13 protein-coding genes are annotated in these 12,025 nt (G+C 55.5%); 3 read left to right on the top strand and 10 right to left on the bottom strand.

Translation table 11 applies throughout. The features are described 5' to 3' along the window. Positions 1-4: 4 nt before the first annotated feature. Entirely contained in the window at positions 5-913 is a 909-nt protein-coding gene (locus HFD87_RS08070) for a polyprenyl synthetase family protein (protein WP_010670731.1), read from the bottom strand. Positions 914-1,131: 218 nt separating this feature from the next. Then, positions 1,132-1,662 (bottom strand): YtfJ family protein, encoded by a 531-nt coding sequence (locus tag HFD87_RS08065; protein ID WP_010247442.1) that lies wholly within the window; start codon positions 1,660-1,662, stop codon positions 1,132-1,134. A gap of 172 nt (positions 1,663-1,834) precedes the next feature. Between HFD87_RS08065 and HFD87_RS08060 the strand changes: the two genes are divergently transcribed. Then, positions 1,835-2,062, top strand: coding sequence for a hypothetical protein (locus HFD87_RS08060; RefSeq protein ID WP_010247439.1), 228 nt, complete (start codon positions 1,835-1,837; stop codon positions 2,060-2,062). Positions 2,063-2,106: 44 nt separating this feature from the next. Here HFD87_RS08060 and HFD87_RS08055 read toward each other — a convergent pair whose 3' ends face one another. From HFD87_RS08055 to HFD87_RS08045, 3 genes are all read right to left on the bottom strand, one after another. Further along, complete coding sequence (locus HFD87_RS08055; protein ID WP_010670732.1) at positions 2,107-2,784, bottom strand: pirin family protein; 678 nt, start codon at positions 2,782-2,784, stop codon at positions 2,107-2,109. A gap of 126 nt (positions 2,785-2,910) precedes the next feature. Further along, the gene (locus HFD87_RS08050; protein WP_010247433.1) at positions 2,911-4,641 is read right to left on the bottom strand and encodes a DUF2534 family protein; all 1,731 of its coding nucleotides are present in this window, start codon (positions 4,639-4,641) and stop codon (positions 2,911-2,913) included. 45 nt (positions 4,642-4,686) lie between these two features. After that, complete coding sequence (locus tag HFD87_RS08045; RefSeq protein ID WP_010247431.1) at positions 4,687-5,106, bottom strand: DUF2946 domain-containing protein; 420 nt, start codon at positions 5,104-5,106, stop codon at positions 4,687-4,689. Between the two features lie 221 nt (positions 5,107-5,327). Here HFD87_RS08045 and HFD87_RS08040 point away from each other — a divergent pair, with 221 nt between their 5' ends. Then, positions 5,328-6,266 (top strand): D-2-hydroxyacid dehydrogenase, encoded by a 939-nt coding sequence (locus HFD87_RS08040; protein WP_010670734.1) that lies wholly within the window; start codon positions 5,328-5,330, stop codon positions 6,264-6,266. Between the two features lie 214 nt (positions 6,267-6,480). Further along, entirely contained in the window at positions 6,481-7,410 is a 930-nt protein-coding gene (locus HFD87_RS08035; protein ID WP_010670735.1) for an Rpn family recombination-promoting nuclease/putative transposase, read from the top strand. Between the two features lie 138 nt (positions 7,411-7,548). Here the strand turns inward: HFD87_RS08035 and glsB are convergent, their stop codons facing one another. From glsB to fucO, 5 genes are all read right to left on the bottom strand, one after another. Then, positions 7,549-8,475: a glutaminase B gene (gene glsB, locus HFD87_RS08030; RefSeq protein WP_010247422.1), complete on the bottom strand. Its 927-nt coding sequence runs from the start codon at positions 8,473-8,475 to the stop codon at positions 7,549-7,551. An 82-nt stretch (positions 8,476-8,557) separates the two neighbouring features. After that, entirely contained in the window at positions 8,558-9,757 is a 1,200-nt protein-coding gene (locus HFD87_RS08025; RefSeq protein WP_167423212.1) for an MFS transporter, read from the bottom strand. Positions 9,758-9,932: 175 nt separating this feature from the next. Beyond that, complete coding sequence (locus HFD87_RS08020) at positions 9,933-10,103, bottom strand: hypothetical protein (protein ID WP_010247418.1); 171 nt, start codon at positions 10,101-10,103, stop codon at positions 9,933-9,935. 104 nt (positions 10,104-10,207) lie between these two features. Further along, the gene (locus tag HFD87_RS08015) at positions 10,208-10,381 is read right to left on the bottom strand and encodes a GhoT/OrtT family toxin (protein ID WP_010247416.1); all 174 of its coding nucleotides are present in this window, start codon (positions 10,379-10,381) and stop codon (positions 10,208-10,210) included. A 320-nt stretch (positions 10,382-10,701) separates the two neighbouring features. Then, the gene (gene fucO, locus HFD87_RS08010; protein WP_010247415.1) at positions 10,702-11,850 is read right to left on the bottom strand and encodes a lactaldehyde reductase; all 1,149 of its coding nucleotides are present in this window, start codon (positions 11,848-11,850) and stop codon (positions 10,702-10,704) included. Positions 11,851-12,025: the final 175 nt, after the last annotated feature.

Raw genomic sequence — 12,025 nt, 5'->3', positions numbered from 1 at the left:
ATCCTTAACTGACGGCAGCGAGTTTTTTCTCAAACCAGGCCTGAACAAAATGGTGTGTGGCATAACCGTCCTGGCAGGCCGATAACAGATGCTCGCTGGCGCAGCGCAGATGATCGCGTAGTCGCGTTTCAACCGCCTGTGGTCCCAGCAGATTCACCAGCGTTGATTTCCCCTCATCCTGATGGGCATCTTTACCGGTGTCGGCCATGCCGTCAGTGAGATCGTCTAATAGCTGGAAAGCCTGACCAAGATTAAGCGAAAAACGGTGCAGCTGTTCGCGGGCTTCACCTGAGGCTTCAGCCACGATAGAGGCCATCTGCATGGAGGCGCAGAACAGGGTGCTGGTTTTATAGTGATTGGTCATCAGAATGGCGTCAGCGCTGCGTGGCTTGTCACCTTCGGAGAGATCCTTAAACTGCCCCTGCACCAGCCCCTGCATGCCGACTGCGTGGGATAATTCTGCCACAGCGTCGGCTCTGGCGGTTGCCGTTAAGCCTTCTGCCGCAGCAACCACGCCGAATGCCTTACTCAGCAGGGCCACCGCGGCCAGAATCGCGACATGTTCACCATACTGGCAATGAATGGTCGGACGTCCGCGACGCAGTTGCGCATCATCCATGCAGGGCATGTCATCCAGAATCAGTGATGCGGCATGCACCATCTCTACCGCGCAGGCGAGATCGAGCAGGCCGGCAGGCGTGGCGTTGCAGCCCAGATCGCGCGCTGCCAGCAACAACAGCAGTGGACGGATACGCTTTCCTGGTGCCAGCGCACCGTCGCGCATGGCAGCGCCCACTAAGTCACGTTCGCTTTCAACCGGTAAAAGCTGATCAAGCCGTTGCTCAATGTCGTTCAACAGGCTGGCTGCATCGCTGTGTATGAAATTGACGTGTTGTTCTGCACAGACCGTCATCATGGCTGTCCTTATCTACAGAGGAAGTCACAGCAGGTCGAATGATTCGATGCCATCTTCAATAATCGTCCCCGACTGCCATAGCATAGTTGGCAGGTTTTCAAAGAACGGCGGGTTAATCCATTACAACTAAGAGTAGTTCACGATAATAAAAATGTCGGAGAATTCAGCAGCCTTCCGCATTTTGCGGCGATAGCCGGACGGGCATTATGCGTGAATTAACCCAGTAATGCGCGCAGCTGTTTCATCACGCTGGCGACATCCTCCGCAGATAATGCGCCATCTTTAGCAAAGCGCACAATGCCTGCCGGATCAATCACCACCACGGACGCGCTTTCCGGCTTAAGATGCCAGCTGTGCGCGGTTACGCCACTGCTGTCGATAATGAATTGCTGCCACGGTGCCGCTTTTTTACTGGAAGCGATGCTGCGCACCACAAAAATGGCACTGCCAGGCAGCGCATCGTCAGTATTCACGATGGTGGTGGTCTGAAAACGGTCACGCGGCAGGCTGGCCTGCTGAATGGCTTCGATTAATCGTGCACTCTGATCCTTCGCTGAGAGACGACCCGCCACATGAATCACCAGACGAACTTTTCCGGTCAGAGTCTGACTGTTCCAGCGCTGATAATTTATGTCGCCCTGATTCAGCACCATTTCGCCTTTATCGGCAACGAAGACAGGTGGTACAGGCTGACCAGGGGTCAGGGTGTGAGCGGTGGCAAAGCCGGAAAACAGCAGGGCAATCATCAATCCATAATGGCGCACGGGTTCCTCACTTCTTTCTCGGTTTGCGTCAGGCGCGGTGAACGCTCTCATTAGCAGGCAGAAGATTAGTACCACATCTATGTTTCAGATCAATAAAAGCATTCAGGATTTGGCCTGAAAATGCAGGGGAGATTGTGTTTACAGGAGGTGGGAAATGAGTACAGCATTGATGACATTACCTGAATTTGCCCGTTATATCGGCATTGCCACCCCAACGCTGGCGCGTGCCTTTTGCTGCCGGGGATCGCTGGCGGGTGTGCCGCTGCCGCAGGCGCTGGATGATGCTCCGCTGACGCAACGCCACTGGCTGCGCGATGATGTACGTCAGTTCGATCATGCCTATAAACGGGTTCAGGCGATGCAGCAACGGAGCACGCTTTAATCTGCGTTAAACAAGACGTGAGCGCGGGAAGTTCCCGCGCTTTTTTATGCAAAATTATCGGGCTTTATCAGGAAGCAGACCAGATTGGCATCCCGATCGCCCACGATCTCAATGCTGGAATCCAGCCCGCTGACGGCATCACCGCGACTCAGTCGCAGATCGCCGACGCGAATAATCCCTTCAAGCACGGTGAGATAAGCGACAAAGCCCGGCATCGACGGCACGTCCAGCGTATGGTTGCGCTCAAGCAGTGTGTCGAAGATGTAGACTTCCTGGCGAAGTTCCAGCGGCGCATCAGACTCTTCCGGCCCGGCCAGTTCGGTCCAGCCATTGGTCATAATGCCCTGATCGCGCTCCAGCACCTGGGTCATCGCTTCACCGCCCTGCTGTGCAGGCCGGATAACCGCCTGCAACAGCTCCGCTTCATACAACGGCACCGACTCTTCATATTGAACGCCATCACCCGCGTTCACCACCATCACGCGTTTTGCAGAGAGCTGGGTACGTTCGCCATTACTGTCCTGATGCTGCATCGAACCACGCCACAGGTAGGTGAAAACTTCTTCATCCTGATGCTGCTGCATCGGAATCCGGGCATCGAGTTTTAGCGACATCAGATCAACACTGACCAGCGGGCTTAACGCCTCGCCAGGACGCTGGCGCCGGACGGTAAAAGGACCGTACTCAAACAGTTGTTCAGGATTAGCTCGCACAATGTTCATGATTTGCTCTCAAATAAAGTGACTCATAACAACGATCATAGACCTCAGGCGGAGAATGAGAAGCCGGGAGTTTTGCCCGGCTTCGTCAGTTATTTTGAATAATAGAGTTTAGGGTGTCTTGCCAGCTTACTTGCCCTGTTCGTCGCTCTCACCGAGGAAGAAATACCAGAGTGGAATCGACAACAGCCCGGTAAAGACGGTGGAGTAGAGCAGGATCATCATCGCCTGGGTGATATACATGGTCAGCGACCAGTGACTGAAGGGGATCTGATACTGATCAATCACTCCGCCAATCATCGCATTCGCCATCACCGTAATGACAATCAGCGCCAGCACCGTCACGCTGCGCAGAAAATAGCGCATCTCTTTGCGCTTCCCGGCAAAACGCGACTGGACGATGGCCAGCGGCGACTGTTTGTCCGGAGCGACATCCACGCGGACGACCGCGGCGAGCTGTGCGCTGCGCCAGCGCTGAATATCCAGCAGCACCAGCACCAGCAGGCTGATACCCATAACGGGCAGGGCATATCCCAGCGCCAGCATCACTATCAGGCTGGTGCCCTGCGCATAGCGCGGCAGCGCTAGCCAGGCGGATAACAGCGTCTGCGAGGGGTTGAGCTGCGGAACAGCCGGGCGACGAATCCACCACATGCGGTAGCCCAGCACAATCATTGTGCAGAGTCCAAAGCCAGACAGCGCCAGAATCAGCTGATTAGGCAGGCCAAACAGCACGCCCATATGCGCATCCACGCCCCAGCGGGTCAGTTTCGCCACCAGCGGGAAGCTGGCGAACTCAACGCGGTCAACCACGCTAAAATCAGTCGGGTTAATTGAAACCGCATCGACCTGGCTTGGCCAGCTGCGGTCAATCTCCGAAACCGTCCACGCCTGTTCAGCGTTCTTAGGCTGGCGTAGTTCCAGTTTCGCTGCGTGCAGTCCGGCCTGACGCGCCGCTGCCAGCGCCTGATCCCAGCTGGCATTCGGCTGATTGAGAATCACAGGCGCAGCGGTTTTCGCTGGCATGGTCATTCCGGACATCGTCATCCCTTCCATTGCGCCGCGATGGTCAGCATGGGGATCGGCGGCTTCAGCGGGCGCGTTACCGTTTAGCGCGGTATTAACCTGCGGCGTTTTCCAGCCAAAGTCGCTGCGCATCTTTTCAATATTATTGCCCGCCCACTGTGACCAGGTCAGCCCGGTTACTGAAAAGAACACCAGTCCGATTGCCAGCAGCAGCCCCAGCGTGACATGCCAGTGACGGGTTGCCGCGAAGCCGCTCCGTGCTTTACTGCGGATGCGCGGCGGCCGGGTGCCGGACCATAAGACAATCCCACCCAGCGCAGCGACCCACAGCCAGGAGGCTGCCAGTTCACTGTAGTTTCGGCCAAAATCACCCAGCAACAGGCCGCGATGCAGCTGATCCAGCCACATGCGCAGCGGCAGCACACCGCTGGTGCCATACACCGTCATATCGCCTTTCACCTGCAGGGTGTAGGGGTCAATAAACAGCGATCGTGATTCCGATGGGCCAAGCTGTGGCTCGGCAAACTGCACGCGGGTTGTATCCTGCGGGCCGGGTGCCGGACGCACAGCGTAAATGCGTGCTGATTCACCGGCACGGGCTCGCGCAGCGGCAATCTGGGCGGACAACGGTTGGGCCTCACCCTGGGCATCGGTGGTCAGGGCATCATGGTAGATAGCCTGTTCCAGTTGCGGCGTCAGAACGTAGAGCGTGCCGGTGAGTGCCGCGACAAAAATAAACGGCGCAATAAACAGGCCGATATAAAAATGCAGGCGGCGAAAGAGATTAAACACCGTGCCGCGCGGTGCAGGGGACATTTCCTGAGAAGAGGACATAGCATTCCACACTTTTCAAAAGACAAAGACGATCAGGTGACGTTGTCACGCAATCGGATTAGTAAGCAGTGAGTGTGACGCGATAAAGGGTGGCGCGCGCGGTCGATGAAGACGCAGCAGCCGTTGCCATTGGGGTGGATTGATAGCCGCTGGCGGCGGGGCGCGGCTGATCAGGCACATCCACCAGATAAACGGGATAAAAACCCAGAGCATCAGCGGAACATGCACCAGCAGATCGCAGTAGCCACAGGCAAAGCCCGGGCCCATCATCATCCCGTGATCCGCCATCGACATCTCGCTGTGATGATCCATCATCGGCATCTCTGCGCTCATGATCGAAGCGCCTTGCATCCTGGCATGATGTTCAGCGAGATTCTTTGAGATCATCGGTGCAACAAACAACAGCAGCACGGCCAGTATCGCAATACCGGCGGTGAGTCGTTGTCTGAGTGAAGATCCCGGCATGATTTCAACGGTCGTATGAGGTCAGAATTCAGGGCGGCAGTGTAACGCGAAGGGAATAAAAGAGTTAAATAAAGTGGCATTTGTTCCGAAAAATTTCGCACTCTTTGAACATTTTCACTTTAATTTCAGCATCATTTAACTTAGTTATTACTCGCGGTGCACATACAAATAACATTAATCATTCGCCTGCGGTTTAACCAAACCTGATGAAGGAATAAAAAATGAAAATTGTAATGCTGGATGGTGACACGCTGCCGGTACCCCTGCCGACCGGTCAACAGCAGGCTGACTGGGAGATGCGCGCGCAGACTCCGGCTGATGACATTGTATCTTCTCTGGCGGGCGCAACGGTCGCTATCACCAATAAAGTGCCGTTGCGGGCTGACACACTGCAACAACTGCCTGAACTGCGTTTTATCTGTGTCGCAGCGACGGGCTATGACTGTATCGATCTTGATGCCTGCCGCGCACGCGGCATCGTGGTCAGTAATGTTCCAGGCTATTCAACTCAGAGCGTTTCAGAGGCGGTGATAGCCGCGATTTTTGCCCTGCGCCGTCAGCTGATGGCTTATGCCAGCAATACCCGCATCGACTGGCCCCAGGCTAAGCACTTCTGTGTGCATCATCAGCCGATAGGGGATATTGGCGGTGCCACGCTGGGCATCGCGGGCAAAGGCGACATCGGCCAGGCGGTCGGCAGGCTGGCCCAGGCGCTGGGAATGCAGGTGCAGTACGCCGAGCGCAAAGGCAGTGAAAGGGTGCGTGACGGTTATATCAGCTTTGAGCAGATGCTGGCGACCAGCGACATCATTTCGCTGCACTGCCCGCTGAGTGACAGCACCCGCCAGATGATTGATCGCGAGGCGCTGGATAAAATGAAGCCACAGGCGCTGCTGATAAACACGGCACGTGGCGGACTGATTAACGAAGCCGATCTTGCTGCCGCGTTAAAGCAGGGGCTGATTGGTGGTGCGGCGCTGGATGTGCTGAGCAGCGAGCCACCCGCTCCGGATAATCCGCTGCTGGCGGATCTGCCAACGCTGCTGCTGACACCGCACATCGCCTGGGCAAGTCGCAGCGGCGTGGAGAATCTGGTGGCTGGCGTCATGGCCAATATCGCGGCCTTTATTCAGGGCGAGCCAATTAATGTGGTGAGCTGAGTCAGATGGAATAGTTTTTAATGCCCGACAGGGGTTGATATTCAGAGCAACCTCGTAGATTTCAGGAAAAGCCTTTTACGCGGTTTAGTCATCAGGGTATTAATTTCGTTATTTCCATCAGGACTTTAAACGTTCGTGCGCTACAGGAATTAGCGCCTTTTACTGGCTGAATCAGCCGATGTAAGCGCTTCAGGAACAGAAAGGATTCTGGCCAGTGAAAAAGAAGAACAGTACGCCTGTGCCTCATGATGCCACATTCCGGCAATTTCTGACTCAGCCGGATATTGCCCGGGATTTCATGGAGCTGCATTTGCCGCCAGAGCTGCGCATATGCTGTGATCTCAGCACGCTGAAACTGGAGTCGGGGTCATTTGTCGAGGATGACCTTCGGCAGTACTTTAGCGACGTGCTTTACAGTCTTAAAACAACCGCTGGCGATGGATATATCCATGTACTCATTGAGCATCAGTCTGTGCCAGACAAACATATGGCATTTCGGCTGATGCGCTATGCAGTGGCTGCCATGCAGCGCCATCTTGAAGCAGGGCATAAGCGGTTGCCGCTGGTAATTCCCGTACTGTTTTACACTGGCAGACGCACTCCCTATCCCTATTCGACCCGGTGGCTGGATGAGTTCGACGCCCCGGCGCTGGCGGACAGGCTTTACAGCCGCAGTTTTCCGCTGGTCGATGTCACGGTGATTCCTGACGATGAGATCATGCAACATCGCAGCATGGCGGCTCTGACCCTGTTGCAGAAGCATATCCGGCAGCGTGATCTGGCTGAAATGATGGACAGGCTGGTAACCATTTTGCAGGCTGGTTATCACTCTTCATCACAGGTGATAACGCTGGTACACTACATTGTACAGGCGGGTGAAACATCGGACGCCAAAGCCTTTGTACGGGAGCTGGCACAGCGTGTGCCCCAACACGAGAACGCACTTATGACTATCGCACAACAGCTTGAGCAGATAGGGCTTGAGAAAGGCATTGAACAGGGTATTGAACAGGGACGGACAGAAGGTAGTCGTGGAGCAAGCCTCAGAATTGCCCACACCATGCTGAAGAGTGGCATGGATCGCAATACCGTTATGCGGATGACTGGTCTGAATGAAGACGATCTGGCGCAGATTTCGCACTAATTAGTTTTTTGAGTTCTGATTATCGCTGACGACTCAAATCGCCAGCGGACTACACGGAAAATGCAAAATCAGCTTCCCGAAATCATGGGAATCCCGCCGCATTTCACCACAGCGAGCCTGTGACTTGCGCGCTCAGACTCAGAATATCGATCGCCCCAGCTTCTCGGTCAGCAATTCCAGCACAGCGGTACCGGCCAGAGAATTGCCCGCGCTATCCAGCCCAGGCGACCAGACGGCAATGCTCATCTCACCTGGGATGATGGCAATAATCCCGCCACCCACGCCCGATTTTGCGGGCATCCCGACTCTCCACGCGAATTCGCCAGCGCCGTCGTACATCCCGCTGGTGATCATCAGTGCGTTAATTTGCCGCGCCTGACGTGGAGTAATCATCTGGCTGCCATCCAGGGTTTTGCCCTGATTCGCCAGATAGATAAACGTGCGGGCCAGCTCAACGCAGTTCATCGACAGGGAACAGTAGTGGAAATAGGTCTGCATCACGCTGGTGACATCGTTGTCGAAATTTCCAAACGACTTCATCAGCCAGGCGATCGCTGCATTGCGGGCCGAATGTTCGAACTCAGAGCGGGCAACGTGGCGATCGTAATTGATATCGGACTGCTGACTCAGCTGGCGCACAATTTCCAGCATTCGCTGACGCGGGGCGGTCAGTCGGGTTTCCAGCAGATCGCAAATCACCAGCGCACCGGCATTAATAAACGGATTACGCGGCTTGCCCTGTTCCAGCTCCAGCTGAACCAATGAATTAAATGGCTGGCCAGAAGGCTCTTTGCCGACCCGCTGCCAGATTTCGCTGTCCTCATAGCGGGTCAGTGCTACGGTCAGAGAGAGCGCCTTGGAGATCGACTGAATCGAAAAGCGCGTCTCAGCATCGCCCGCCTGAAAGAGGGTGCCATCACGCAGGCAAACCGCTATTGCCAGATGATCGGCAGCCACATCCGCCAGCGCAGGGATATAGTCAGCCACCTTTCCCTGATGGATCAGCGGACGCACCTGATCCAGGATCTCCTGCAGCAGAGCATTATTCAGTTCAGACACGCACATTCTCCCGTCGATTCCCGCCGACCCGTGATGCTAAGCATCCGCGATCGGCGAGTCATTTATTGTTAACGGCTCCGCCGCATTTTCAGCTAATGGGTTTTGACTGCGCTGCCAGCGGAGCCAGCAGCATCTGTAACAGGCTCAGCATTGCCAGCACGCTGAAGGGCAGCGTCCAGTTACCGCTCTGCTCATGGAGCACGCCAAAGAACAAAGGGCCGAGTGCCGCCAGCGCATATCCGACACACTGTGCCATGCCCGACAGTTGTGAAGCCTGACGGTGATGAGTGGCTCGCAGATTAAACAGTGAGAGGCAGAGCACCAGTGATGCGCCTGCGCCCAGTCCGGCCAGTGTCAGCCAGATGACGGCCCACTGCGGATTGAACAATAGGCCCAGCATGCCGAGGAAAATGCCTGATGAAGCAATGAACGCGGTAAGCCGGGCATCTTTTACCCGCTTCAGCGCCACCATGCAGCCCAGGTTGGCGACGATCGCAATTGCCTGATACCAGAACAGCAGCCAGCCTGCGTGGGCCTGACTGAAGCCGTTATCCTGGGCAAACAGCGTAAACCAGTCAATCACGGTATAAAACGCCAGCGATTGCAGCGCCATAAACAGGGCGATTTGCCAGCCTCCGGGCGTTCGCCACGGATGGCGATATGCAACGGGCGCGTCGGCGGACGCTGCGGTTGACCGCCGTTGACGTAACAGCGGCAGCCAGACGAGTAGCGCAATCAGCCCCGGTAGCGCCCAGACAACCAGCGAGAGTCGCCAGCCTGCCGCTGAAAGCTGGCTCAGCGGAACGGCAATGCCAGATGCCAGGCTGGCAGTAATCGACATGGTGGCGGCATAAAGGCCAATATATTTAGCGGTGTGGGCGGTGAAATCGCGTTTAATCAGTGGCGGCAGCAGCACGTTGGCGGCGGCAATACCTGCGCTGAGCAACAGCGTTCCGCTCCACAGCGCCGCTTCCGCAGGCTGCCAGCGCAACAGCGAACCGGCAGTGATCAGGCATAGCGCGCCCCATAAACTGCGCTCAAGCCCGACGCGATTTCCCAGCCAGGCGGCCAGTGGGGCGAGCAGGGCAAACAGCATCAGTGGAATAAAGTTAAACAGACCCGCTTCACCGACACTCAGGCCAAAGGTCTGGCGGATATCCTGTAGTACCGGGCCGATGACAGTAATGGGCGCACGAAGATTAGCCGCGGTCAGCAGCAGGACGAACAAAAAAAATGTGGCGCTGGAATACGCAGCGAGAGGTTTAGCTGGGTGTTGTACAGGCATCATGGCAGGGATCATCACATGCAGCAGTGCTGCGGGGGCGTTGGTTGACGTTAACGCTTACGCATCAGAATTGATGTCTGGGCGCTACTTTACTGACCGGTTAGCAGCGTGTAAAGCCTTGTTATGCGATGAAATAGCGTAATTGAGATCTCACAGCAGCGATCGCCTTGTGACAGGATCAATGGAATTCAGGTTCAGGGAAATGACCGCAGTCGTTCTGGCTGGGATTGGAGCCTGGCTGGCAGGTCTGCTGGCGGGTTTCGGCCGCCGGAACCGGTTTTTCAGCGTGCCACGGGGCACTACAGGCACTGAGAAGAGAAACCAGAATCATCACACTGATAACGCGCATATCCGCTCCTTATTAACCGTCATGAACAAGGCCACGTCGGTGATCGGCGGTTTGCAGGTCAGGGACGTCTTACCTGAGTGTGGTATCTAAGGGGATAATGTCAATTAAAACAGAGCAAACATCAGCGCGACAGGAAAACTCATCGGCCAGGTGGCCCCCACCAGAAAGGCGCTCAGCAGTTTGATGCTCAGCTTATCTTTGGCGATGAAGAACGTGATCAGCGTAGCGATCAATGCAACAACGGCATAGAAAATTAGCATACCCTGGTACAGTGTCATTGATATCTCCGCAGCGTCATTAAGGTTTTCGCTGCGCATGATGCGGATTTCTGTGATCCAGATCAAGTGAATCAGGGTTTAGCATCTAAAGAAATCATGGGTAAGGGCAGTTGGTTCGCTCGGTGAACTTCATCGTAACAGCGGGCGATTTCAGGCTGAAACCAGGCAGGATAAACGCGGCTAAAACCTTGGCTGATGCCGTAAGTCAGACTGAACAACCTCTGGCGAAGGCTCCCGGATTAAGCGTTGCCATGACGTAAAAAAGCCCGCCAGCGAGGACGGGCCTGTTATCGGCAGTGCATCACTACAGGATATGCGCTTTAACTCTGGCGGTATAACGCCATCACGTCCTCCAGGTCCGGCGTACGTGGGTTGCCGCCGGTACAGACATCATCCAGCGCGGCCTGTGCCAGTGCAGGGATATCCGCCTCTTTTAAGCCCACTTCACGCAGCGAGCGGGGAATACCCACATCGCGACAGAGCTGACGCACCGCGGCGACCGCCGCTTCCCGTGCCTGATCCAGCGACAATGACTCAACCTGTTTCACACCCATTGCACGGGCAATGTCGCGATATTTTTCGCCAGTGCCTGAGGCATTCCACGCCATCACCTGCGGCAGCAAAATGGCATTGGCTACGCCGTGCGGGACATTGTAAAAAGCGCCCAGCGGGTGTGCCATGCCATGCACCAGACCAAGGCCGACATTAGAGAAACCCATACCGGCCACATATTGTCCCAGCGCCATCTGCTCAACCGCCTCAATATTTCCTGCCACCGATTCGCGCAGTGACTGGCTGATAATCTCAATGGCTTTGAGGTGCAGCATATCGGTCAGGGTCCAGGCTCCGCGTGTGATGTAGCCTTCAATGGCATGGGTTAAGGCATCAATACCGGTCGCAGCCTTCAGCGACGCGGGCATGCTCGCCATCATCTCCGCATCAATGATCGCCACTTTCGGAATGTCATGGGGATCGACACAGACAAACTTACGGCGATTCTCTTCATCGGTAATGACGTAATTAATCGTCACTTCTGCGGCGGTGCCTGCCGTGGTCGGGATAGCGATGATCGGCACGCATGGATGACGGGTGGGGCTGACGCCTTCCAGGCTGCGCACATCTTCAAACTCAGGGTTATTAATAATAATGCCGATCGCCTTGCTGGTATCCTGTGGTGAGCCCCCGCCAATGGCGATCAGGTAGTCGGCACCTGACTCTCTGAACACCGCAACACCCTGCTGCACAACCCGAATGGTAGGATTCGGCACCACCTCATCATACACCGCCCAGTCAAGCTGATGTTGCGCCAGCAGATCGGTCACCCGCTTCAGCGCACCCGCCGCGACCAGCGCTTTGTCAGTGACGATCAATGCTTTTCGCATCCCGCGACGTTGTACCTCTTCCGGCAAATGGCGCAATGCACCAGCACCAAACCAGGCGGTTTCATTGAGAATCATACGTTGGGTCATTAAAACATCCTCTGTTAACAAATGAATTTTTACCATCCGTGATCCCCGGTTCATGTTCTGCGCAGAACCTCTCACTTTCAGGTAAAGACATTTGATAAAAATCAATCAATTAGTAAAAATCACTGCGCCTGTGTCAGCTGGTTTTCGTGCGGTATGTCTGAAATCAGACTACAGA

Source organism: Pantoea sp. EKM21T, assembly GCF_011800405.1.
In the GTDB taxonomy this organism is placed as follows: Bacteria; Pseudomonadota; Gammaproteobacteria; order Enterobacterales; family Enterobacteriaceae; genus Pantoea; species Pantoea agglomerans.
Note: the sequence above shows the minus strand (reverse complement) of the source record. Positions and strands in the feature narration are given on the sequence as shown.

Bases quoted from the DNA above. Each gene is read 5' to 3' on its own strand.
- HFD87_RS08070 (WP_010670731.1), bottom strand. From the start codon at position 913: ATGACGGTCTGTGCAGAACAACACGTCAATTTCATACACAGCGATGCA.
- HFD87_RS08065 (WP_010247442.1), bottom strand. From the start codon at position 1,662: ATGATTGCCCTGCTGTTTTCCGGCTTTGCCACCGCTCACACCCTGACC.
- HFD87_RS08060 (WP_010247439.1), top strand. From the start codon at position 1,835: ATGAGTACAGCATTGATGACATTACCTGAATTTGCCCGTTATATCGGC.
- HFD87_RS08055 (WP_010670732.1), bottom strand. From the start codon at position 2,784: ATGAACATTGTGCGAGCTAATCCTGAACAACTGTTTGAGTACGGTCCT.
- HFD87_RS08050 (WP_010247433.1), bottom strand. From the start codon at position 4,641: ATGTCCTCTTCTCAGGAAATGTCCCCTGCACCGCGCGGCACGGTGTTT.
- HFD87_RS08045 (WP_010247431.1), bottom strand. From the start codon at position 5,106: ATGCCGGGATCTTCACTCAGACAACGACTCACCGCCGGTATTGCGATA.
- HFD87_RS08040 (WP_010670734.1), top strand. From the start codon at position 5,328: ATGAAAATTGTAATGCTGGATGGTGACACGCTGCCGGTACCCCTGCCG.
- glsB (WP_010247422.1), bottom strand. From the start codon at position 8,475: ATGTGCGTGTCTGAACTGAATAATGCTCTGCTGCAGGAGATCCTGGAT.
- HFD87_RS08025 (WP_167423212.1), bottom strand. From the start codon at position 9,757: ATGATGCCTGTACAACACCCAGCTAAACCTCTCGCTGCGTATTCCAGC.
- HFD87_RS08020 (WP_010247418.1), bottom strand. From the start codon at position 10,103: ATGCGCGTTATCAGTGTGATGATTCTGGTTTCTCTTCTCAGTGCCTGT.
- HFD87_RS08015 (WP_010247416.1), bottom strand. From the start codon at position 10,381: ATGACACTGTACCAGGGTATGCTAATTTTCTATGCCGTTGTTGCATTG.
- fucO (WP_010247415.1), bottom strand. From the start codon at position 11,850: ATGACCCAACGTATGATTCTCAATGAAACCGCCTGGTTTGGTGCTGGT.